Origin of the sequence: Rhizobium sp. NZLR8 (assembly GCF_019685025.1) — a bacterium.
Taxonomy (GTDB): Bacteria; Pseudomonadota; Alphaproteobacteria; order Rhizobiales; family Rhizobiaceae; genus Rhizobium.
Genome location: NZ_JABDVY010000003.1, coordinates 125,671 through 146,334, shown reverse-complemented (window position 1 = coordinate 146,334; position 20,664 = coordinate 125,671). Strand labels below are relative to the sequence as shown.

Annotated in this window: 19 protein-coding genes and 2 pseudogenes; 11 read left to right on the top strand and 10 right to left on the bottom strand. The window is 61.7% G+C overall.

Annotated elements, in window-relative coordinates; genetic code table 11:
- Window positions 1-191: 191 nt before the first annotated feature.
- Entirely contained in the window at window positions 192-1,022 is an 831-nt protein-coding gene (locus HJB89_RS08160) for an alpha/beta fold hydrolase (protein WP_207583434.1), read from the bottom strand.
- Between the two features lie 121 nt (window positions 1,023-1,143).
- Here HJB89_RS08160 and HJB89_RS08155 point away from each other — a divergent pair.
- Window positions 1,144-2,114: pseudogene (locus tag HJB89_RS08155) on the top strand (glycerophosphodiester phosphodiesterase family protein).
- 19 nt (window positions 2,115-2,133) lie between these two features.
- Here the strand turns inward: HJB89_RS08155 and HJB89_RS08150 are convergent.
- A complete protein-coding gene (locus HJB89_RS08150) occupies window positions 2,134-3,924 on the bottom strand; it encodes a PAS domain-containing methyl-accepting chemotaxis protein (RefSeq protein WP_221117002.1) in 1,791 nt (596 codons plus the stop codon).
- Between the two features lie 485 nt (window positions 3,925-4,409).
- Here HJB89_RS08150 and HJB89_RS08145 point away from each other — a divergent pair, with 485 nt between their 5' ends.
- Complete coding sequence (locus HJB89_RS08145) at window positions 4,410-5,132, top strand: LuxR family transcriptional regulator (protein ID WP_221149696.1); 723 nt, start codon at window positions 4,410-4,412, stop codon at window positions 5,130-5,132.
- A 36-nt stretch (window positions 5,133-5,168) separates the two neighbouring features.
- On the opposite strand, the gene HJB89_RS08140 is transcribed toward HJB89_RS08145, so the two are convergent.
- Window positions 5,169-7,466, bottom strand: a complete 2,298-nt coding sequence (locus HJB89_RS08140) for an EAL domain-containing protein (protein ID WP_221117004.1) — start codon at window positions 7,464-7,466, stop codon at window positions 5,169-5,171.
- A gap of 260 nt (window positions 7,467-7,726) precedes the next feature.
- Between HJB89_RS08140 and HJB89_RS08135 the strand changes: the two genes are divergently transcribed.
- Both HJB89_RS08135 and HJB89_RS08130 read left to right on the top strand, forming a co-directional pair.
- On the top strand, window positions 7,727-9,094 hold the full coding sequence (locus HJB89_RS08135) for a TIGR03808 family TAT-translocated repetitive protein (protein ID WP_221149526.1): 1,368 nt from the start codon (window positions 7,727-7,729) through the stop codon (window positions 9,092-9,094).
- Window positions 9,095-9,218: 124 nt separating this feature from the next.
- On the top strand, window positions 9,219-9,884 hold the full coding sequence (locus HJB89_RS08130) for a glutathione S-transferase family protein (RefSeq protein WP_221132156.1): 666 nt from the start codon (window positions 9,219-9,221) through the stop codon (window positions 9,882-9,884).
- Window position 9,885: 1 nt separating this feature from the next.
- Here the strand turns inward: HJB89_RS08130 and HJB89_RS08125 are convergent, their stop codons facing one another.
- Window positions 9,886-10,782: a LysR substrate-binding domain-containing protein gene (locus HJB89_RS08125; protein WP_221132157.1), complete on the bottom strand. Its 897-nt coding sequence runs from the start codon at window positions 10,780-10,782 to the stop codon at window positions 9,886-9,888.
- A gap of 111 nt (window positions 10,783-10,893) precedes the next feature.
- On the opposite strand from HJB89_RS08125, the gene HJB89_RS08120 reads away from it, so the two are divergent.
- Entirely contained in the window at window positions 10,894-11,088 is a 195-nt protein-coding gene (locus tag HJB89_RS08120; protein ID WP_207583427.1) for a hypothetical protein, read from the top strand.
- 13 nt (window positions 11,089-11,101) lie between these two features.
- Here HJB89_RS08120 and HJB89_RS08115 read toward each other — a convergent pair whose 3' ends face one another.
- Complete coding sequence (locus tag HJB89_RS08115; RefSeq protein ID WP_221117008.1) at window positions 11,102-11,593, bottom strand: GNAT family N-acetyltransferase; 492 nt, start codon at window positions 11,591-11,593, stop codon at window positions 11,102-11,104.
- A gap of 259 nt (window positions 11,594-11,852) precedes the next feature.
- Between HJB89_RS08115 and HJB89_RS33155 the strand changes: the two are divergent.
- From HJB89_RS33155 to HJB89_RS08100, 4 genes and pseudogenes are all read left to right on the top strand, one after another.
- Window positions 11,853-12,007: pseudogene (locus tag HJB89_RS33155) on the top strand (LysR family transcriptional regulator); the annotation flags it as partial.
- 127 nt (window positions 12,008-12,134) lie between these two features.
- Window positions 12,135-13,112, top strand: a complete 978-nt coding sequence (locus HJB89_RS08110; RefSeq protein WP_207583425.1) for a phosphodiester glycosidase family protein — start codon at window positions 12,135-12,137, stop codon at window positions 13,110-13,112.
- A gap of 346 nt (window positions 13,113-13,458) precedes the next feature.
- Window positions 13,459-14,109, top strand: a complete 651-nt coding sequence (locus HJB89_RS08105; RefSeq protein ID WP_207583424.1) for a glutathione S-transferase family protein — start codon at window positions 13,459-13,461, stop codon at window positions 14,107-14,109.
- Between the two features lie 70 nt (window positions 14,110-14,179).
- Window positions 14,180-14,545 carry an MmcQ/YjbR family DNA-binding protein gene (locus tag HJB89_RS08100; RefSeq protein ID WP_207583423.1) on the top strand — a complete coding sequence of 122 codons (366 nt, stop codon included), beginning with the start codon at window positions 14,180-14,182 and terminating at the stop codon, window positions 14,543-14,545.
- Here the strand turns inward: HJB89_RS08100 and HJB89_RS08095 are convergent.
- Together HJB89_RS08095 and HJB89_RS08090 are read right to left on the bottom strand one after the other, a co-directional pair.
- Window positions 14,530-15,150, bottom strand: coding sequence for a glutathione S-transferase family protein (locus tag HJB89_RS08095; protein WP_207583422.1), 621 nt, complete (start codon window positions 15,148-15,150; stop codon window positions 14,530-14,532). The two genes, HJB89_RS08100 and HJB89_RS08095, sit on opposite strands and share 16 nt — an antisense overlap.
- 219 nt (window positions 15,151-15,369) lie before the next feature.
- Window positions 15,370-15,726, bottom strand: coding sequence for a DUF4406 domain-containing protein (locus HJB89_RS08090; protein ID WP_221117013.1), 357 nt, complete (start codon window positions 15,724-15,726; stop codon window positions 15,370-15,372).
- A 140-nt stretch (window positions 15,727-15,866) separates the two neighbouring features.
- On the opposite strand from HJB89_RS08090, the gene HJB89_RS08085 reads away from it, so the two are divergent.
- Window positions 15,867-16,622: a DeoR/GlpR family DNA-binding transcription regulator gene (locus HJB89_RS08085; protein ID WP_221149524.1), complete on the top strand. Its 756-nt coding sequence runs from the start codon at window positions 15,867-15,869 to the stop codon at window positions 16,620-16,622.
- Here HJB89_RS08085 and HJB89_RS08080 read toward each other — a convergent pair.
- Together HJB89_RS08080 and HJB89_RS08075 are read right to left on the bottom strand one after the other, a co-directional pair.
- Complete coding sequence (locus tag HJB89_RS08080) at window positions 16,597-17,331, bottom strand: hypothetical protein (RefSeq protein ID WP_207583419.1); 735 nt, start codon at window positions 17,329-17,331, stop codon at window positions 16,597-16,599. The two genes, HJB89_RS08085 and HJB89_RS08080, sit on opposite strands and share 26 nt — an antisense overlap.
- 126 nt (window positions 17,332-17,457) lie before the next feature.
- Entirely contained in the window at window positions 17,458-18,465 is a 1,008-nt protein-coding gene (locus tag HJB89_RS08075; protein ID WP_221149522.1) for an asparaginase, read from the bottom strand.
- A 335-nt stretch (window positions 18,466-18,800) separates the two neighbouring features.
- Between HJB89_RS08075 and HJB89_RS08070 the strand changes: the two genes are divergently transcribed.
- Window positions 18,801-20,012: an MFS transporter gene (locus HJB89_RS08070; RefSeq protein ID WP_221149521.1), complete on the top strand. Its 1,212-nt coding sequence runs from the start codon at window positions 18,801-18,803 to the stop codon at window positions 20,010-20,012.
- 28 nt (window positions 20,013-20,040) lie between these two features.
- Here the strand turns inward: HJB89_RS08070 and HJB89_RS08065 are convergent, their stop codons facing one another.
- On the bottom strand, window positions 20,041-20,664 hold the full coding sequence (locus HJB89_RS08065) for a metalloregulator ArsR/SmtB family transcription factor (RefSeq protein ID WP_221149520.1): 624 nt from the start codon (window positions 20,662-20,664) through the stop codon (window positions 20,041-20,043).

The window sequence follows — 20,664 nt, the reverse complement described above, 5'->3', positions numbered from 1 at the left end:
TCAAGCGGGGGAGCCGCGGATCGAGCACCGGCCATCGAACCGCACAATCCGCCCATGCATAGGAAGTCGCATGGGTGGGCGGCGGCCCGAAGGTTTCCGTGAACGAACGACAAACGAATCCTTCCCAGAGGATCCTACGTTTGCCGATACGAAAAAGTTACCAAATTCTTAAGAAATTCCGCTGCCGCGGCTCAACGCCGCAAGTCTTCATTTTTTTGTGTGCCGATGTCGTCAAGGAAGGACAACACCGCGGCGTTGAACTCCGCCGACCGCTGCAGCGGCGCAAAATGGCTGACGCCCGTGAGATAGATCATCTGCGCGTTGGGAATGCCGCGGGCAAGATATTCGGCGTGCTCGGGCTTGATGAATTCGTCGTGCTCGCCGAGGGCGATGGCGACCGATACGTCGACCCTGGCGAGATCGGCAGCCTGATAATTCGGCTCCGTCCGCATCATCAGGCTGACCGCCTCGACGAAGGGCTGAAAATCGTCCGGCGTCGCGGACAATGCGGCATAATCCCTGGCATGCCTGCAGAAACAGCGGTCGATGACCGGGGTCGGGACGAATTCCAGCGTGCCGCTCGGATCCATGTTGCAGGCGAAGAAGAAGACGCCCTCGACACGCGACGGCGCCGTCATGGCGAGGATCAAAGCGATGCAGGCGCCATCGCTCCAGCCAACGAAGGCCGCCCTTTCGAGAGAGAGATCGTCCATGACGGCGAGAACGTCCGCCGCCATCAACTCATAGGTATAGGGGCGGGAATCGCGGGTGCTTCTTCCATGGCCGCGGCTGTCGATCAGCACAACGCGGCGGCCGCTGCTGAGGAGCGCCGGGACCTGGTAGCCCCAGTTGCCGCTATGTCCGAGGCCGCCATGCAGCAGGATGACCGGCGGGCCGTCGCCATAGGTCGCATACCAGATGCGGGCGCCGTCCCGCCCAACATGACCTTCGACGGCGGCCGGCGGCAAGGCGGCCGCGCCATGCGCTTCGAAATGGATGAGCTCGTCGTCCTGTTGTTCCATCGCGATGACAATCCTTTCCGGCATATAAGCCATTGGCATAGAAAAGCCGGAAAAGAGCCCAAGAACAACCAGAATCGCTTTCTAGCTGTTGAATCCACAGATGCAATCAGGAGGAGCGGCATTGGGCAGGAAGCTTTTCTATTGCGCCGGCGCAATCGCACTGGCCGCGGCCGGCATCTACCTCAACAATACCAGCCTTCTGGCGGAGCAGCGTCCGGGAAAGCCTGAACTACTCGCCCATCGCGGCATTGCCCAGCGGTTCGACGAGACCGATCTGAAGAACGATACCTGCACGGCGAGCCGCATGCTGCCGCCGAAACATGATTACCTCGAAAACACCATCCGCTCGATGCAGGCAGGCTTTGCTGCCGGCGCCGATATTGTCGAGATCGACGTGCATCCGACGACGGACGGCGCTTTCGCCGTCTTTCACGACTGGACGCTCGACTGCCGCACCGACGGCCGCGGCGTCACGCGCGAGCATTCGATGGCGGAGATGCGAAAGCTCGACATTGGCTACGGCTATACCGCCGATGGCGGCCAGACGTTTCCGTTTCGCGGCCGCGGCATCGGCATGATGCCGACGCTTGCCGAGGTGCTTTCGACTTTTCCCGATCGGCGCTTCCTCATCAACGTCAAGAGCCGTGATCCATCCGAGGGTGAAAAGCTCGCAGCCGTGCTGAACGGGCTTTCCACTGAGCGACGGGCTCAGATCATCGTTTATGGCGGCGACGAGCCGATCGATGTCCTGCGCCGGCTCGTGCCCGATCTCAAGACCGCCTCGCGCAAGAGCCGGAAGACCTGCCTTACCGGCTACATCGGCTATTGCTGGACCGGCTTGCTGCCGGATGCCTGCAGACACGCATGATGCTGGTGCCGATCAATATTGCGCCATGGCTCTGGGGCTGGCCGGACCGTTTTCTCAACCGGATGCAGGATGCCGGAACTGAGGTCTTCGTGCTCGGCCCCTATCGCGGTAGCGATTTTTCCGCCGGCATCGACGACCCCGCGCTCCTGGCGCGCCTGCCGCAGAATTATGCGGCAGGCATCTGGACGAACGAGATCGAAGCGATCGGCAAGGCTATGAAATGAGGAACCGCCGCGCCCGGTCTCAGAACTCCTGCCAGTCGCCGCCGGCAATTGCCGCATTGCCATGGAAGGCGGCGCTCACCTTCGCAGCCATTGCGCGCGGTGGCGATGCGACGGGCTTGGAAGCTGGAGTTGCCACAACGGGGCGTGGTTGTCGTGAGGCCAGGCCGCCGATGTTGAACTGCCCTAACAGCTGGAAGAGCGCGTCAGCCTCTCTGGCGAGACTATGGGCGGCTGCCGTCGATTCCTCGACCATGGCTGCATTCTGCTGCGTACCCTGGTCCATGGTGTTTACGGCGGTGTTGATTTCCTTCAATCCCGTCGCCTGCTCCTTCGAGCTTTCGACGATCGCGAGAACATTGCCGTTGACCTGCTGAACCTGGGCGACAATTTCCTCCAAGGCCTTGCCGGTTTCGCCAACGAGGGTCACCCCGCTCTTCACATGCTCGTTGGATGCGATGATGAGCTCCTTGATCTCTTTTGCCGCTTTGGCTGATCGCTGAGCAAGCTCGCGAACTTCTTGCGCTACGACCGCAAACCCTTTGCCGGCGTCGCCGGCGCGTGCCGCCTCGACGCCTGCGTTAAGCGCCAATAGATTGGTCTGAAACGCAATCTCGTCGATGACGCCGATGATATTGCCGATTTCCGCGGACGATGTTTCGATCTTCCCCATCGCCTCGACCGCGCTGCGGACCACCGCTCCGGAGCGCTCGGCATTTTCGCGGGTCCTTCGCACCAACTGGCCGGCTTCCTGGGCGCGGCTGCTGGAATCGGAAACCGTTGTGGTGATCTCTTCAAGCGCAGCTGCGGTTTCCTCGACGGAAGCGGCTTGCTGTTCCGTGCGCTTTGACAAATCGTCCGACGCGGAACGAATTTGCTGAGCTCCGGCAGCGATACCCGTTGCATTTTGGGCGACGACCTGCATCGCTTCGCGGAGCTTGGTAGCCGCAGCGTTGAAGTCGGTCCGGAGTTTCTCCAGTGTGGGAATGAACGGTGTTGCGACTTCCTGGGTCAAATCTCCGCCAGACAGGGCCATCAACGATCCTGCCAGCTGATCGACATTGTTCACGCGGGCAGTGACGTCGGTCGCGAACTTGACAACCTTGAATACCCTGCCGTTCATGTCGAAAATCGGATTGTAGGAGGCCTGGATATAGATCCTTTTTCCGCCCTTGCCTATGCGCAGAAACTCATCCGCGACGAACTCCCCACCCGACAGACGCTCCCAGAACCGCCGATATTCGTCACTGTTGACGTAAGCATTTTCGCAAAACATGGAATGGTGGCGACCGGTGATCTCCGCAATCTGATAGCCGAGAGCCGACAAGAAATTCTCGTTCGCCGACAGAATCTCGCCCTTCGGTGTGAACTCGATAACCGCCTGGACGCGCGAAAGTGCGTTCAATTTGCCGGCGTCTTCAGCACTTTGCAGCTTCTGCTTCGTGATGTCGGTCGCGAATTTCACGACCTTGTATGGTTTTTCGCCGCTGAAGACGGGGTTATAGGAAGCCTCAATCCAAATTTCCTTGCCCCCCTTGCCGATGCGCTTGTACTGGCGCTGATCGTACTCGCCTCGGCCGAGCTTCGCCCAGAACTCGCGATAGTCGGCCGACGCGGCGTCCGCCGGCTCGACGAATATCTTGTGGTGTTGGCCGACAATCTCAGACAACTTGTAGCCGAGCGCGGCACAGAAATTAGCATTGGCGGTTAGAATCTTGCCGGTGAGGTCGAACTCGATGATGGCCTGTGACCTGCTCATTGCCGCCAATATTGCCTTGGCATCAGATCCGAAACCAAACGCTATTTTCTTCATGCTGTTCCCCCTACTCAGGTCTGAACGAATGATTGGCGCGACCCATCACGGGCTTGTGCTGGACGAGCAACCTGAAAATAAAATCCGCTAAATTCATTAAGCACCCATTAACCGAACTGCTCGGCAAAACAGCGCTTGGCGCCGGGAGCTTTTTGTTGGAATTAACAAATCCAAATCAATGACTTAAACTTCTCCATTGGAGAGACTCCAGGACGGTAGAATATCCCTCGGCGAGGATCTCGGAGGTCAAGTTGGGGATTTTTCACCTTGGCCTGTCCCCAAAAGCCCGAGGATTGGTTTACTTTTTGTTAAGTATTACCCGCCCCTTTATGCTTGTGTTCCGGTACCTGGCGGCCGTTCGATTCTTCCTCCGCGGCGGCAAAGTTGAATCGGCCTTCGAGCGTATGGAATCGACTTCCGAGACAGGCGCTTCGGCGGGTACACCAGTGGCCATCCCGCATGCGAACGGCGGATCGGAGAAAGACATGAAGCTCGAGGCTGAATTTAATCGAATCGAGGAAGTCGCGGCAGGCTTCAACACGCATTACGAAGTGTTCAAATATATGAAGGGCCTCACTCAGGACCTTGGAATGAATGCTTTCCTGATCATGACGCTACCCACGGTCGACTTCGTCGAAATAGGCGCAACCAAAATCATTACCAACTGGCCGGCGGAAATGGTGGATTATTATGACGCCCATAATCTGATGATCGACAGTCCGGTCATCCGTCGAATGCTGAGATCGACCAGCCCGTTCAATTATGATGTCGAAGCGATCAATACCGATCGTGGCGAGGGCAAGAAGTCCACGGCCATCGAGCTGTTCTACCGGTATGGCATGGGAAAAGGTGCCTATTTTCCTGTTCACGATGCCGCGGGCGGACGCGGCGCCATGTCGATTTCGGGGCTACGGAATTTCGACATGATCGAAATGGCGAAGCTCCTGTTTATCGCCACACTCATTTATGACCGGCTTTCACAACTCACATTGAACGAGAAACACAAGCCCATCGAGTTTACGCGGGGCGAACTGGACTGCCTGACGCTGACCGCCGGCGGCAGGAAGGGCAATGAAATTGCAAAGCTTCTCGATCTCACGGAGAATGCGGTCAACCATAACATCGGCAGCGCCATCAAGAAGCTGGGATGTACGACGAGAACGCAGGCCGTCGTCAGCGCTCTGCGGCTCAATATCATTCGTGTTTAGAAATCGAGGCGATTGGCAGGCTTGTGAGATTAAGTCTCAGAGGTCCCGCGCCCGCAGTAATGCCGGAATCTCTTCCGGCGAAACCGGCTTGGAGAAGCGGTAGCCTTGCGCCTCCTCACAGCGCGCGTGCCGCAGGAACTCCATCTGGGCGTCGGTCTCGACGCCTTCGGCGAGAACCGAAAGCTTCAGCGTCTGCGCCAGCGAAATCACCGCCGAGGCGATGGCGACGGCTGTTTTGTCGCCCGGCAGGGCTTCGACCAGCGAACGGTCCATCTTCAGGCGGTCGAAGGGGAAGGTCTTCAGTGCCGCCAGGCTGGAATAGCCGGAGCCGAAATCGTCGATCGACAGGCGCACGCCAAGCGCCCGCAGCGATTCCATCATGGCGAGCGCGCGGTCGGCATCCTGCATTACCACGCTTTCGGTGACCTCCAGTTCCAGCCAGCGCGATTGCAGGCGGTGGCGCTCCAGCGCCTCGGCGACGTGAGTGGCAAAATCCGGATCGGCGAATTGTTTGGTGGAGACGTTGACGGCGATCGTCAGCGGCGTCAGACCCATATCCTGCCATAGGCGCGCTTGGCGGCAGGCCTCGTTCAGCACCCACAGACCGAGGGGAACGATGAGGCCGGTTTCTTCGGCAAGCGGGATGAAATTGACCGGCGGCACCCTGCCCTTGGCCGGATGGTTCCAGCGCACCAGCGCCTCGATGCCGGTGATGCGGCCGGTGGCGACATCGACCTGCGGCTGGTATTGCAGGAAAAGCTGGTCGCCGGTGATCGCCTGGTGCAATTCCTCCTGCTCGCCGAGCGGCATTCCGACTGGCGTACTGCCGCCATCGTGGTGCTGCAATGTGTTGCGGCCGAGTTCCTTGGCGCGGTACATGGCGCGGTCGGCATTGGCGAGAAGCACTTCCGAGGTTGCGCCATCGAAGGGAAAGGCGGCGACGCCGATGCTCGAAGTGACGGTGATCTCGCCGCCGTCGCTGCGGATCGGCCGGTTGATGGCCTTCTGCAACTCGCGCAGACGGCGGGTGATGCCGGCATCGTGGCTCGACTGATGGACGAGCACCACGAGGAATTCGTCGCCGCCGAGGCGCACCACCATATCGGATGCCCTGACGCTGTTGGCCATGCGGGCGGCGGTTTCCTTCAGCACCTCGTCGCCGGCGGCGTGGCCGCGGCCGTCATTGATATCCTTGAAATTGTCGAGATCGATATAGGCGACGGTGACCTTGCGGTTGTTGCGCCGGGCCTGGTCGAGAATATTCGCCAGCCGTTCCTTCAGGAAGGCGCGGTTCGGCAGGCCGGTGAGATCGTCGTGATGGGCCATGAAGTGGATGCGGTCATCGACACGCTTGCGCTCGATGGCAATGCCGGCAATGTGGGTGGCGAGCGCCACCAGCTTCATCTCGTGCTCTGTGGGACGGCGGACTTGTCTGGAATAGAGCGCGAAAGTGCCGAGCACGTTATTCTGCGCGGTGGCGATCGGCGTCGACCAGCAGGAGCGGAAGCCGAAGGGGGCAATCAAGGCGCGGAAATCCTCCCACAGCGGATCGCTCATCACGTCATCGACGATCACGGCTTGGCCGCGCCAGGCGGCGGTGCCGCAGGAGCCGACCTTAGGACCGATCGTGACACCATCGATGAGCCGGCTGTAGCCGCCGGGCAGGTTGGGCGCCGCGCCGTGGTAAAGCCTGGTGCCCTCGCTGTCGAGCAGCAGCACCGAGCCATCGATATCCGTCAGTTGCTCCTCGATCATCAGGACCAGCGCCTCGAGGATCATCGGCAACGGCTCGTTGCGGGCGATCATTTCGAGCAGTTTCGCCTGGCCGCGATGGAGATCCTCCTGAAGCTTGCGTTCGGTGATATCACGGGAGACGCCGATCAGGCCGACGATCTCGCCGCGGTCGTTGCGCAGCGGTATCTTCGAGGTCAGCCGGCATATCGGCCTTTTGCCGCCGGGCAGGACGTAGCTTTCCTCCATGTCGATAGAGGCTTGTCCCGTCGCCATGATCTGCTGCTCGATATCGAAATGGCGGCGAGCCGTCTCGAAATCGAACAGGTCGAAATCACGCTTGCCGGTGAGCAGATCAGCGCTCTCGAGGCCGAGGCTGCTGGCGGTGACGGCATTGGCGAAGACGAAGCGGCCGTCACGATCCTTGACGTAGAGGAAATCCGGAAGTTCGTGGACGATTGCCTTGAGGCGCAGGTTCTCGATGCCTTCGGAGAGGTGATGGGCAGTCGAGGCCATCATCGCCTCCGTCGCGGCGACGACGCGCCGCGTTTCGGCCGACAGGGCATCGGTCGATTCCCATCGCCTGGCACTCGGTTCGTGCATGCCGCCATTCTCCCCGGTGGGCCGAAGGCCCACACCCCGCATCGTCACCCGAAAAATTCCCTTCAAAGTAGTCCCCATTCCCTTCGGCTTGCTTAAATGAAAGGGTGAACAAGACGACAAAATCCGCGGCGATATCCTGCCGTTGCCGATCGCCATAACCGCAAATCCGGCCGCCTGCCCCAGAAAGAGACAGGCCCCCTGGCATGTTTCCTGCTATGGACATGCCAATGAATGAACACGCCATGATCAGGGAGCCCGGGATGCCTTCACGCCGCGACATGCTGCTCCTTGTCGCCGCCTCGGCGATTGCGGGCGGGGCATCGCGTGCGCTGGCCTCGCCGCGGACGGCGGCCGCCGAGCCCAATTTGCGCGGGACGATCGACGCAGCGGAATATCGCGCCATTCCCGAAAGCGGCGACCGCAAAAACCGCAACCTTGAGCAGATGATCAAACAGGCGGCGCGGGAAAACGTGCCGGTCTTCCTGCCGCCCGGCACCTACCGGATCTCCAATCTGACCCTGCCCGACAATACACGCATATCGGGCGTGCCCGGCGCCTCGCGGATCGTCTACACCGGCGAAGGCCAGCTGTTTTCGGCCGAGAACGTGCGCCGCATCGAGCTTTCCAATCTCGTCATCGACGGCGGCAATCGCTCGCTCGCCGACCACGCCGGCGGTCTGCTGCAATTTACCGGCGTCGACGAACTGCTGATCGACAATTGCGAGATCGGCGGCAGCCGCAAACACGGACTGCAGTTGGAGCGCTGCGGCGGGCGGATCGAGCGCAGCCGTATTTCCGGTGCCGGGCAATCCGGGCTTTATGCGGTCGATTCCGCCAATCTTTCGGTCACCGGCAACACGATCTCCGATTGCGGCAATGGCGGCATCCTGGTGCATCGCTGGAAGAAGGCGGAGGACGGCACAGTCGTTTCCGGCAACCGCATCTCCAACATCCGCGCCAATGACGGCGGCACCGGCGAAAACGGCAACGGCATCAATATCTTCCGTGCCGACGGGGTGATGGTGGTGAACAACCATATCTCCGACTGCGCCTTCACGGCGATCCGCGCAAATTCGGCATCGGACATCCAGATCAGCAGCAACCAGTGCCGGCGATCCGGCGAGACGGCGATCTATGTGGAATTCGCCTTCGAGGGCGCCGTCGTTTCCGCCAACATGATCGACGGAGCAGCGAACGGCATCTCGATCGCCAATTTCGACGAGGGCGGCAGGCTGGCGAGCGTGACCGGCAATGTCGTGCGCAACCTGACGCTGAAAGGGCCCTACCAGCACGAGGTCGGTTTCGGCATCGGCATCGCGGCGGAGGCCGATACGCTGATCTCAGGCAATGTGATCGAAGGCGCGCCGCGCTGGGGAATGCAGATCGGCTGGGGTCCCTATCTGCGCAACGTCGTCGTCAGCGGCAATGTGGTGCGCAAGGCGCCTGTGGGATGCGCCGTCTCGGTCGCCGATGGCGCCGGCGCCGCCGTCATCACCGACAACATCTTCCAGGAAACCACAGAAGGCGCGGTTTTAGGCTTCCAGTGGGAGAAGAAAGTGTCGGCCGAGATGGCCGGCGGCGGCTCGCCTTATGCGCAGCTCACCGTCGAGCGCAACCGCGTTTCGTGACTTCGTTTTCGCGAGTGCCTGGAACTCCGCCATCAAAAGCTTTCATCATCCCATCAGCGGCAGGGACTTTTCCGGGGCCGATCGCGCAACTACGGTCTCTCGGAAACATTGAGGGGATACGGTCATGCTGACAATCTACGGAGTTTATCGATCGCGCGCCTCGCGCGTCTACTGGATGGCGGAGGAGCTTGGGCTGGAGTTCCGGTCGGTGCCGGTGCTGCAAGCCAAGCGGCTCGCAGACCCGCTGGCATCAGAGGCGCCCCTCAACACGCACTCCCCGGATTTTAGTGCGGTCAACCCGATGTCACAGATCCCCAGCATCAGGGATGGCGAGTTCGTCATGCACGAGTCGCTGGCGATCAATCTCTACCTCGCCCGTAAACATGGCGGTCCGCTTTCCGGGAAAACCGTCGAAGAAGACGGTTTGTTGACGATGTGGTCGATCTGGGCCGCCTCGCAGGTCGAGCCGGAGACGGTAAAGATCGTTCTGACCTATGATAACGGCCTGGAAAACAGCGATGAGGGCAAGCAGGTGATCGCCGCCGCCTGCCGCGCGCTGCGCCGGCCGCTTGCGGCTCTCGAAAACCACCTTGCCGGCAGGGAATGGATCGTCGGCGACCGCTTCACTGTTGCCGATCTCAATATCGCCGAGGTGCTGCGCTACGCCCAGAGCGAGGAGGCCGTTTTCAACGCACATCCCAATATCAAGGCGTGGATCGAGCGCTGCCAGTCTCGCCAGGCCTATAAGGCGATGCAGGCGGGCCGCAGCCTGGAGCCGGCCGAGGCCTGAGTTACCGGAACAGCGCCTGCGTGCCGGTCATTTCCTCGCGGATCCAGGCTTTGAAATCCCTGACCTTCTTCGGCTCGCGCGTGCCTTCGGCAGTGACGAAGTAATGGCCGAAGCCGGTTCGGGCGCGAATGCCGAAGGGGGCAGCGAGCCGGCCTTCGGCGAGCGCAAAGGCGGCCAGGGTCTGCCAGGCAAGCATGACGCCCTGCCCGGCGATCGCCGCATCGAGGCAGAGCGAGGCATCGTTGAAGACGTGGCGGGTCGCGGGTGTCGCGCCTGACAGCCCCGCCTCGCGCATCCAGACCTCCCAGGTGAACATGGCGCGGCCGTCGACGACGGCAGGCAGCGCCAGGATATCGGCTGGCTCTTGCAATCTCGCCGCCATCTCAGGCGAACAGACCGGAAAGACCTCCTGCTCCAGCAGCAGTTCGGCCTTCACATCAGGCCAATTGCCGGTGCCGACGCGGATGCCGATATCGACATCGCAAAGCGCCGGGTTGACGAGATTGGTCGTTGCATCCAGCCGCAGCTTGATATCGGGATGACGCTCGGCGAAGCGATCGAGCCTGTAGACGAGCCAGCGGGCGGCGAAAACCGGCGCCACCGAGATGGTCAGGATCGTATCGTCCTTGCGGCTTGCGATCGACACCGCCGCCGAAAGACGGGCAAAACCCTCGTTGAGCGCGAGCAGCACGGGCCGGCCGGCTGCGGTGGCGATCATTCCCCTGGCGGTGCGCTCGAAGATCACCTGACCGAGCTGGGCTTCGGCCTTGATTACTTGCTGGCTGACCGCGCCGACCGAGACGCCGAGCTCGTCGGCGGCCGCCTGCAGCGAGCCCAGACGACCGACGACTTCGAGCGCCCTGAGGCCGTTGATATGGACCGTGTTGAGGTTCTTCATGCAGTTTTTCTATAGCAGCGTCGCATTAATCTCAATTGAAAATCCGCTTAGGAGAGCCGACATTACAGCCTGCGACCATCATCCCGTACCGCCGGAGAAAGCGAGGCATCCATGTCGTTGCTGAAGTTTTTCTTGAAGCCCGCCCTTGCCATGGGCGGTGCAGACACTACGCTAGTCTGGAAGGACGATCCGCTTCGGCATCCCGAGGTCGAGCGCATGTCGATGCGCGAAATTGCCGATCTTCCGCTCGGAGCAGAGACCGGGTTTTCCGCCGAGGCCAAACCGCCGCTGGCGAAATGCGCGTGACGGTGCGCGCCGCTTAGGCGATCGATGCCTGCCAGCAAATCACCTGACCGTCTTCCGGATCGATGCGTTCGCCGGTGCGGATAAATCCGTTGCGTTCAAGGGCACGCTGCGAGGCGATGTTTTCCACGCCCGTATCGGCCGAAACGAGCCTAACGCGCGGGTCTTTCCGCGCCCATTCGAGCAATTCTCCGATAGCGCGCGTGACGTATCCACGCCGCTCGCGACCCGGAACAATCCCATAGCCTATGTGGAGTTCGCCGTTCTCAGGCGCACGGATGATGGAGCACAGTCCGACGATCTCGCCATCCTCGACAATCATCCAGGCGGAGGGGGTAAATTCGGCGCCGATCTCCGCGGCGATCCTCGCCAGCATCTCCAGAACATCCGGAGGGGCGATCGCGCTATCGGGAACCAGGCGCGTATCTGCGGGCGCGGCGCCGTTCAGCAACGCGGCGAAATCATAAGCAGTCAATTCGATGATCATATTCTTCTCGACATTGGACATGCGCCAGCTTTGGCGCGTCAAGGCCGAGCAGCAAGACTAGCCCTCGATTGAATTCGAGCCGCGTCTCGTCCTTCCGCCTCGGCCAGTGCGTTCTGAATATTTTGCGACGGCAAACAAAGGCGTTCTCCTATTGGGGCCTGATACCGGAATGAGCGAATGCGGATTGATACTGAAGCTCGCCGGCCTCTTTGTCCAGGCTTCGCAGGGGACCAATCAATTTCGTGATGTCATCCAGACGTCCTCCATCGTCACCCCATCACTTCCGCCTGAGATGCAGATCATCACCGACAGGCTGCCGTCGCCTCCTATGTCTTCCGTCGTGGGCGCAAGAGGCGAAACCCGGCGCTCGACACTCTGGTCAGACAGATCGAGAGCGAAATCAGCCGTTACGGAGGACTGGCCCTGGCAAGCTGAAGGGGCTATTTCGACAGAGCGGGCAGCCTTTCCACCGTAGAAAAACCTTACTTGGGAGCTGCATTCGGGCGACGCCACGCCAACCCGGCGTCGCGAAGCCCTATCTGTTTCAGCAAAGAGATTTTCAGTGCCAGCAATTCGAAAAATCCTGTTCGGACTCCTAGCAATTTTAACGGTCGTCATTGTCGTCAGCGCCGGCTGGCTCTGGCAGGTCGCGGGTGTTTATGGTTTCAACACCGTCCTGCGGCGCGGTGGAACCTATTGGGTCAAAGTCAAACCTGACGACGAGCGCCTTTCCGCCTCCATGCGGTTGGCGTTGAGCCCGGTAATCCCGGCCGTTTTGCCCGGGCCGCTGGTCTGGCAAGAGCCGGAGACGGGCTTCGAAGTGGCGGAGCTGCCGGTTCTTGCCGATGGCCGCGAGGTCGACCGGATCTTTCTCAGCAGAATTGACCCGGCCCGCTTTCGATTCGTCACCCGTAATGCGGCTGCGGGCGATACCGGCATCGACGAATGGGAAAAGGCTTTGCCCAACGCAGTGCTCATCGTCAACGGCAGCTATTATGACATGCATGGCAGGCCCGACACGCCGTTCATCAGCGAGGGTATTGCGATGGGGCCCCAGCAATATGACGCGAAGGCCGGCGCCTTCATTGCCGGCAAAGACGCTGCCGATATCCGCGATCTGACCCATCAAGATTGGCGGGTCGCCTTTGCCGGCGCGTCGAACGCCATGGTTTCCTATCCGCTCCTGATCGGCGACGACGGGCAGACTCATGTGAATGTGAAAAGCCGCTGGCTCGCCAACCGAACCTTCGTCGCCAGGGACGATTTGGGGCGTATCGTCATCGGCACGACAAAGGACGCGTTCTTTTCCCTCGACCGGCTGGCAGAGTTTCTGAAGACCTCGCCGCTCAATCTCAAGGTGGCCCTCAATCTCGACGGCGGTCCTCTCGCCTGCCGAAGTGTCCGGCTGAATGACTATCGGCAAAAATTCTACGCTAGATGGGAAGCTCAGGTGGACGACGACAGCGTAAACCTGCTCAGCTGGCCGATTTCCGAGGCCAATTGGGCCATGCCGATGGTACTGACGGTCGAGCGGAAGTAGGTCGGCATCTGATCGAGCGCGGCGACAATCCAAGCGACCTGAACGTCTTCTCATCGCCCCGTGGAAACTGGTAAGCCATGATGCGCGGCCTCTTCACCAACAAGACGGTCCGCAATCTCGTTACGGCCGGCATCCAGCCCGGCTCCACGGTCCATGTCCCGTCTGGCGGGGCCTTACGAGGGATCTGGCGATAGTCTCAAGGCTTGCCGCGCTGAATTGATCTGGCCCCGGCGAGGATTATCGCGAGCATCGGTGTCGGAATCGTGTTTCGCCAGCCGTCTTTCAAGCCATTGTAACACGCCTTACATCGGCATCGATCTAAGGATAAAATTATAGGGAGGAAGCGATGACAATTACCATTACCGCCTTTGAACGCTCGCCCGATCGCGGCCGGGGTCTGGCGCGTGACATGCGCGTTCGCTGGGCGCTCGAGGAAGCGGGCGAGCCTTACGAGGTTCGTCTCGTTTCGTTCAAGACGATGAAGGAGCCCGCGCATTTGGCGCTTCATCCTTTCGGGCAGATTCCGACCTATGAAGAAGGCGATCTCACTCTGTTCGAGTCCGGCGCGATCGTGTTCCATATCGCCGAGCGCCATGCGGAACTGCTGCCGGCGGATACGAATGCCCGGGCACGCGCTGTCACGTGGATGTTTGCCGCGCTCAACACAGTAGAGCCACCGATCTTCGAGCGCAGCCTCGCCACAATCCTCGAGCGCGACGAACCCTGGTACGAGCAGCGCCTGCGTGCTCTCGAAGACAGCATCTGCAAACGGCTGGGGAGCCTTTCCGCTCGCCTTGGCGATGCCGACTGGCTCGATGGCGCATTCAGCGCCGGCGACTTGCTGATGGTGACGGTGCTGCTCAGGGCGCAAGCATCGGGTCTATTGGAGGAATATCCAAACCTTGCCGCCTATGTCGCCCGCGGCGAAGCCCGGCCGGCCTATCAGCGTGCTTTCGCGGCCCAGCTGGCGGTGTTCACCGCTGCATCGGCCGGCTGACAAAGGTTCCGCTTTCTGTCCGAAGCGGGCGTGGTTTCAGGTTTCGGATCAATGAGGGGAAGGTGAGACAATGGCCGGCGACGTCGATGCAATATTTGAGCGCCTCAAGCAGCTGGCTGCGGAAGCAGGCTTGCTCGATGTCGAGGAAAGCACCTCCTATGGCAACCCGGCGCTGAAGGTCGCCGGAAGGGGCTTCGTCGCGGTGAAGGACGCCGAGACGATCGTGATCTCGATAGGTCTGGACGACAAGGATCATCTGCTCGAAATGGCGCCCGACATCTATTTCCAGACCGCGCATTATATCGGCTGGCCCCATCTGCCGGTGCGCGCCGCCGTGATCGGCGACGAGGAATTACGGTTGCGGCTCATCGGTGCCTGGCTGTTCCGGGCGCCGAGGAAACTTGCTGCCCGTTCCGGATATCAGCCTCGATCGTAGGCCAGCGCCCGCTGGACGGCCGGGCGCTGCAGCATGCGGGCGTGATGGTCGCTGACCTTTGCGAAGCGGTCGGGGTCGACGCCGTCGGCGGGCAGCCAGCCTGTCATCACGAAGAGATAGGGATCGGCGAGCGAATAGGCCTCGCCCATCGCCCAGGGGCCTTTGAACATCGTCTCTTCGATCAGAGTGAAACAATCCGCCATATTCTCAGGCACTTTCGCCTTCATCGCCTCGATCGCCGCCTGATCGTCGGCCCAGCGAGAGCCGCGCGGGCGATGGGCATGGTTCACATGCACCGTCGAACAGAGATAGCTGCTGAAGGCCTGCAGCCTTGCCAATTCGAAGGCATCGCCGAGCGGCGCCAGTTTGGCGTCCGGCGCGCTTTCAGCGATAAAACTGAGGATTGCCGGGGTTTCCGTGAGCACGCCGCGCTCGGTGACAAGGGCGGGCACACGGCCCTTCGGGTTGATCTGCAGATAGTCCGGCGAGCGCTGCTCGCCATTGGCGAAGCTGAGCTTTCTTGTTTCGAAGGCGAGGCCTGATTCTTCCAGGGCAATAAGGCTTGCGAGCGCGCAGGTTCCTGCCGCGTAGTACAATGTCAGCATGGTGATCCACTCCCTTTCGGCACGTGATATAGCGCAGGGATGGGTGCGCCGGAACTAGGGAAATGGCGTTTTGCCTCTGCGTCGGCGCGGGCGAGGAGCAATGATCGGCATGCCGTGCCGTCTCCCTCAACCGCCCCGAAGGGTCGGTCGAGGGAGTGAGCAAAGCCGCAAATGCGCTGAGCTTAAGCGAAGAGCAACGCTGAGGCGCCGCGCAAGTCTTCAGCCGCAGCCCGGCACGTCTTCCAGCCGATGCCAGACCGGGATGCCGCGCTCCCTGGCGATGCGCACGTCGTTATCCGCCCCCTTGGAATCGCCCGGCAGGCGCAGCACGCCTTCGCAGAGCTGCAGCAGCCGGCCGGCGACTGGGTGGAAAATCTCCTCGTAAAGCGCGTCCCCGACCGACTTACCGCCGGCGGCGTGCCAGATCGGCAGGGCCAACCATTCGCCGATCATCGGCACGTGGCCGGCGACAAACAGTGCGTGCGAGGGTTGCTCCAGCCGCTTCAAGTTGGCGGCCATTTTTTCCGGGTCGTCGCCGGTTCCGGACCGATATGGGCCGGCTATCAATATCAACATCATCCACTCCCTCGCTCCGCTTCTGCGTGAGCACTCCCGGCTTCATGCACGGGATTTCGTGAAAATGCATGATATTTCTTGAATGTCGAGTCTGTTCGTGCAGTATCGGGCTAATATGTTTATTTTCGTGCAGAGAGCCCATGCTGACATCGCAGCGCAAAACCCTCATCCTCGACATGTTGCGCCGTGATGGCCAGGTGATCGCCAAGCGCGTCGCCGAGGATTTTTCCCTTTCGGAAGACACGATCCGCCGCGATCTCCGGGAAATGGCGGCGGAGGGGCTGTTGAAACGGGTGCATGGCGGCGCGATGCCGCTTTCGCCCGACCTGCCGGATTTCACCGCGCGGGCCAGCGTCTCGTCAGAGATCAAGGCACGGCTCGGTGCTGCTGCGGCGGCGATGGTCAGGCCGGGACAGATGATCTTCCTCGACGGCGGCACGACGACGGCTGAGATCGCCCGGCACTTGCCGCGCGACATGCCGCTGACGGTTGCGACCCACAGCCCGACGATCGCCGCCGAACTCGAGCACCACCCGACCGCCGAGGTGATCCTCACCGGCGGCCGGCTCTACAAACATTCGATGGTGGCAACGGGCGCGGCAGCGGCAGCGGCGATCTCGCAGTTGCGCCCCGACCTGTTCTTCCTCGGCGTCACTGCCGCGCATCCGGTGCATGGGCTTTCCACCGGCGATTTCGAGGAGGCGGCAATCAAGCGGCATATCGCCGGCTGCGCGGCCGAAACGCATGTGCTGCTGACGGAGGAGAAATTCGATCTCGTCTCGCCCTGCCCTGTGCTTGGAATTTCCGAGGTGGCGGGATTGATCGTGCCGGCGGAGATGACGGCCGAGCGGCTGAAGCCCTATCGCGACCTCAACGGCGCGATCGCCGCAGCGTGATGGCGCGGCGGGCCGGCGGCGCGGCAGCATGCAGCAAGAGGCTTGCGGCAAGAGCCGCGACGAAGGCCGCCAGCACGGCATAAGCGGGCGCCATGCTGCCGGTTCCAAGAGTGAGCGCTGTCTGCAGATGTGGCTGCACCAGCGCGATGGCGACGGAAAGTGCCGGCATGTCGAGCAGGGTTCCGGCGGCTCGCGACAGTTCCGACATGAAGGCTACCCCAGCAAGCGCGCCGTAGACGGCCGTCAGGCCGAGTGTGAAGCGCAACGGCACCGAGGCTGCGAGCGGCATGTCGCCATCCTCGAGGGTAAGCATGAGATAGGCGACGAAAGCGGCCAGAAACAGGAAGGCGACAGGCAGCGCCGCCACCGTGGCGGGTCGCGTCAGAGCCGTTGCGTCCGCTGCCAGGAAGAGGAGGACCGGCGTGGATGCGACGAACCAGACCGCGACGATCGGCCCCCAGAACCAGATGAGCGAGAGATAGTGAAGCCGGAGCAGCGTCGCCATGAAGAGCACGCCGATCGCGGTCCAGATGCAGGCGGGTTTGAGCACGCTCGATATTGTCAGGATGGCCGGTTCGCAGGCGCCGGCCATATTCCCACAGCCGGACAATTGCATAACGAGCCAGGTGATATAGTCGCGGCTTAGCGCGGTGAACATGAAGATGCCGATACCCATCAGCATCCACCAGAGATAGCGGCCTGCAAACATGCCCTGCCCTCATGGCTTGGACTGTGCTCACGTCGCCCCGAAGGGGTGAATCCGCGATCGTAGCACGCACCCTCTTTATATTAGGTAATTCTTATTTTTCTAATAACTTATACATGCGCCTCGCACTCATCCGGCCAAGGCGGAGGTGACCCTGACATCGCCGACATGAATGCCATTCCAATTGCGCATCGACGTTGCGGCATGGGCCATCAGGGCGGCATGCACCTTCTCTTCGGTCTCGAAGAAGCGGGCGAGTGTCGCCGCCACCATGGCTTCGGCGGCGCGGGTGGCGCCGTCCCCGCATTTCAGCGCGATGGCGATGCCCTTTTCCGGGATGGCGGCGCAGAAAACGCCCTCGGCGCCGGTTTTGACGAAGATGCGACCGGGGGCGATCTGCATCAGCGTGGTGCAGGCGCGGCCGGAGCCCGCGACATAGAAGGGCTCGGCCATGCAGGCCTCGACCAGGCGGCGGGATGCCTTGGCGCGGAGCGGTTCCAGCCCGGTGCCGGTCGCCATTTTGGCAAAACCATGGGCAAGACTCCTGAGTGGCACGGCATAGGTCGGAATCGAGCAGCCGTCGGTGCCGCAGCTCTCGGCGCCGAGCACGGCGCCGGTCAGGCTTTCCATCGCCGCGCGGATCTCGACCTGCAGCGGATGCTGGTAGCCGACATAGCCTCTCGGATCGACGTCCTGGTGGCAGCAGGCGCAGATGAAGCCGGCATGTTTTCCCGAGCAATTGTTGTGCAGCGCGGTCGGCGCATCGAGCGTGCGGGCCTGATGGATGAGGGTTTTCTGGTGGAACGACCAATGGGCGCCGCATTCCAGCACGTCGCCATTTCGGCCGGCGCGCGACAGCATCGACGCGGCAAGCGCTACATGCTCGTCCTCGCCATTGTGCGAAGCGCAGGCCAGCGCCAATTCCTTGTCACCGAAACCGTAAGCATCGGCTGCTCCGCTTTCGACCAGCGGCAGCGCCTGCATCGCCTTGCAGGCCGAACGCGGGAAGACGGCGGCGTCGATATCGCCCAGCGAGAAGACAAGCTTGCCGTCGCCATCGACGACAGCCACCGCGCCGCGATGGCGACTTTCGACAAGCAGGCCGCGGGTAACTTCGACGGTGACGGGATTGGACATGGGCTCTCATCCGGGTTCTGACGGGTTGCGGCAGGCATAACGCGTCAGGGGGCGAAAGCCAACGGTGTTGACGTTTTGTCCCGGTGTAGCGACGGCCACTTAGCGGCTACCGCTCCGCGCGTGGCGAGTTTGGCGGAAACGCGCAGCCAATCTCCGTCATCCCAAGCCCTGAGCCTGGGATCCAGGCCTCGCTCAATCCGGCAAGTACCGATGTTCCGTCGCACAGCCATCACAGCGTCCAAACGATCATCACAAGAATTGACCGAAGTGATCGAAAACTATCATTTCTCTGATGTAGCCGATGCGGCTAAAGGTGGTGCATCAGGAACCGCCCCATGCCATCCACTTTTTCCTTGATCCTGCGCGATAACCGGATCCGCATTCCGGCCGTGACGCTCGTCGCGCTGGCCTTCACCTATGCCTCGACCGCGCCCTATCAGTCGATCATCGGGATCAACGAACTGGGCCTGAGCAACGGCGTCTATTCGGCGCTGATCTTCTTCTCGGCGATCGTCAACGTTACCACAAGCCTGACGCTCGGCATCTGGTCGGACAGGCTGAAAGAGCGGCGGCCGCTGGTGCTGGGACTTACCGTCGCCGGCATGCTCGGCTTCGGATCGATCGCGATCTTTCACAGCCCCGCGGTCTTCATCGTCTCGACGCTGTTGCTGGTGCCGATGAGCAACTCCACCTATTCGCTGCTGTTTGCCAGCCTGCGCGCCAGGACCAACCAGATGGATCGCGGCCAGGCGGCGGGGATCACCGCAACGGTGCGGGCGCTGTTTTCCGGCTCATGGGCGCTGGCGCCGGGGATGATCGGCCTCTATCTGGTCAATTCGCCGTCGATGACGCCGGCCTATGGGATCGCGGCCTTCGCAAGCTTCACCTGTTTCTGCCTGTATTTCTTCTTCGCGCCCGGAAACGGCACGGCCGGTCCGTCCCCCGATCAGCCCGGGTTCCTTGCTTCGCTGAAGCGTATCTTCATGCCCTATGTGCTTTCGCGCGTCATCGTCATGGCGCTGCTCTTCGGGCTGCAGCGGTTGAACAGTATGCTTCTGCCGCTGATCATCACCCATGCGGCTGATGGAAGCGTGGTCGATGTCGGCTTCATCGCCGGGCTGACGGCCTTTCTCGAAATGCCGTTCATGATGATGTGGGGCATGGCGCAACGGCGCTTCCGCACCGTGCATGTGCTCGCCTTCGGCGCGCTGATCTATTGCTGCTATCTGCTGCTGCTCGGATTTGCCTCGGCGCCCTGGCACATCTATGCGCTGCTCCTCCTCAACGCCTGCGGGGCGGCGGCGATCCTCAGCGTGCCGATCACCTATCTGCAGGACCTGATCGCAGACCGACCGGGTCTCGGAACCTCGCTGATCTCGCTCAACACCTTCATCGGCACCGGCATCGTCGCCGGGCTCTTCGCCTTCGGCACTGCGATCACCGATTATTCCGGAACCGCCTTCGTCGGCGCCGCTGCAGGTCTCGCGTCGATCGGAGTCTTGCTCTATCTCGAAAGCAGCAAGCGTCAGGCGCAGCAGCCAGCCTGAAGCGCGAGCTGCTTGCGAGCGGTATCGGTCAACGACGCGTGATGCGGTAGGCGCAGCGGCGGGCGCCGAGCAGGATGTGTTCGCTGCGCTCGACCTCGGCGCCGAGGGCGGCGCGGAAGGTTTCGAGTTCGGAGCGGCAGAAGCCGGCGCAGGCAGACGCGGCTGCGCAGATGGGGCAGTGGTTTTCGACCAGCATGAATGAGCCGTCCGCCTCGCGCCAGCTGTCGGCCATGTAACCCTCGCGGGTTCGGATCGCGGCAAGGCCCTCGACACGCGCGGCAAGGTCGCCGGCATTTTCCAGTTCCTGCCGATAGCGCTGCAGCGTCTCGGCCTCGCGGGCCGAGATGACGGTGTCGAGGGCTGCCGGGCCAAGCTGTTCGACCAGCGTGCCGAGCAGGTTTACCGTCAATTCGGAATGGCCGTCGGGAAATTGGCGGTTGCCGCTGGCGGTGAGATGCCAGAGCTGACGCGGCCGACCCCGGCCCGTGGCGCCGACGGTAACCGGCTCCACCAGCCCCTGCTCCGCCAGCTTGGCGAGCTGCTGGCGGGCGGCCTCGCCCGAAATGCCGAGCGCATCGCCGATCGCGGCGCCGAGCTGCGGACCTTCGGTCTTTATCAGAATCAGGATCCGGTTGGCGGGGGACTGTCGCAT

Bases quoted from the DNA above. Each gene is read 5' to 3' on its own strand.
- HJB89_RS08160 (WP_207583434.1), bottom strand. From the start codon at position 1,022: ATGGAACAACAGGACGACGAGCTCATCCATTTCGAAGCGCATGGCGCG.
- HJB89_RS08150 (WP_221117002.1), bottom strand. From the start codon at position 3,924: ATGAAGAAAATAGCGTTTGGTTTCGGATCTGATGCCAAGGCAATATTG.
- HJB89_RS08145 (WP_221149696.1), top strand. From the start codon at position 4,410: ATGAAGCTCGAGGCTGAATTTAATCGAATCGAGGAAGTCGCGGCAGGC.
- HJB89_RS08140 (WP_221117004.1), bottom strand. From the start codon at position 7,466: ATGCACGAACCGAGTGCCAGGCGATGGGAATCGACCGATGCCCTGTCG.
- HJB89_RS08135 (WP_221149526.1), top strand. From the start codon at position 7,727: ATGCCTTCACGCCGCGACATGCTGCTCCTTGTCGCCGCCTCGGCGATT.
- HJB89_RS08130 (WP_221132156.1), top strand. From the start codon at position 9,219: ATGCTGACAATCTACGGAGTTTATCGATCGCGCGCCTCGCGCGTCTAC.
- HJB89_RS08125 (WP_221132157.1), bottom strand. From the start codon at position 10,782: ATGAAGAACCTCAACACGGTCCATATCAACGGCCTCAGGGCGCTCGAA.
- HJB89_RS08120 (WP_207583427.1), top strand. From the start codon at position 10,894: ATGTCGTTGCTGAAGTTTTTCTTGAAGCCCGCCCTTGCCATGGGCGGT.
- HJB89_RS08115 (WP_221117008.1), bottom strand. From the start codon at position 11,593: ATGTCCAATGTCGAGAAGAATATGATCATCGAATTGACTGCTTATGAT.
- HJB89_RS08105 (WP_207583424.1), top strand. From the start codon at position 13,459: ATGACAATTACCATTACCGCCTTTGAACGCTCGCCCGATCGCGGCCGG.
- HJB89_RS08100 (WP_207583423.1), top strand. From the start codon at position 14,180: ATGGCCGGCGACGTCGATGCAATATTTGAGCGCCTCAAGCAGCTGGCT.
- HJB89_RS08095 (WP_207583422.1), bottom strand. From the start codon at position 15,150: ATGCTGACATTGTACTACGCGGCAGGAACCTGCGCGCTCGCAAGCCTT.
- HJB89_RS08090 (WP_221117013.1), bottom strand. From the start codon at position 15,726: ATGTTGATATTGATAGCCGGCCCATATCGGTCCGGAACCGGCGACGAC.
- HJB89_RS08085 (WP_221149524.1), top strand. From the start codon at position 15,867: ATGCTGACATCGCAGCGCAAAACCCTCATCCTCGACATGTTGCGCCGT.
- HJB89_RS08080 (WP_207583419.1), bottom strand. From the start codon at position 17,331: ATGTTTGCAGGCCGCTATCTCTGGTGGATGCTGATGGGTATCGGCATC.
- HJB89_RS08075 (WP_221149522.1), bottom strand. From the start codon at position 18,465: ATGTCCAATCCCGTCACCGTCGAAGTTACCCGCGGCCTGCTTGTCGAA.
- HJB89_RS08070 (WP_221149521.1), top strand. From the start codon at position 18,801: ATGCCATCCACTTTTTCCTTGATCCTGCGCGATAACCGGATCCGCATT.
- HJB89_RS08065 (WP_221149520.1), bottom strand. From the start codon at position 20,664: ATGCGACAGTCCCCCGCCAACCGGATCCTGATTCTGATAAAGACCGAA.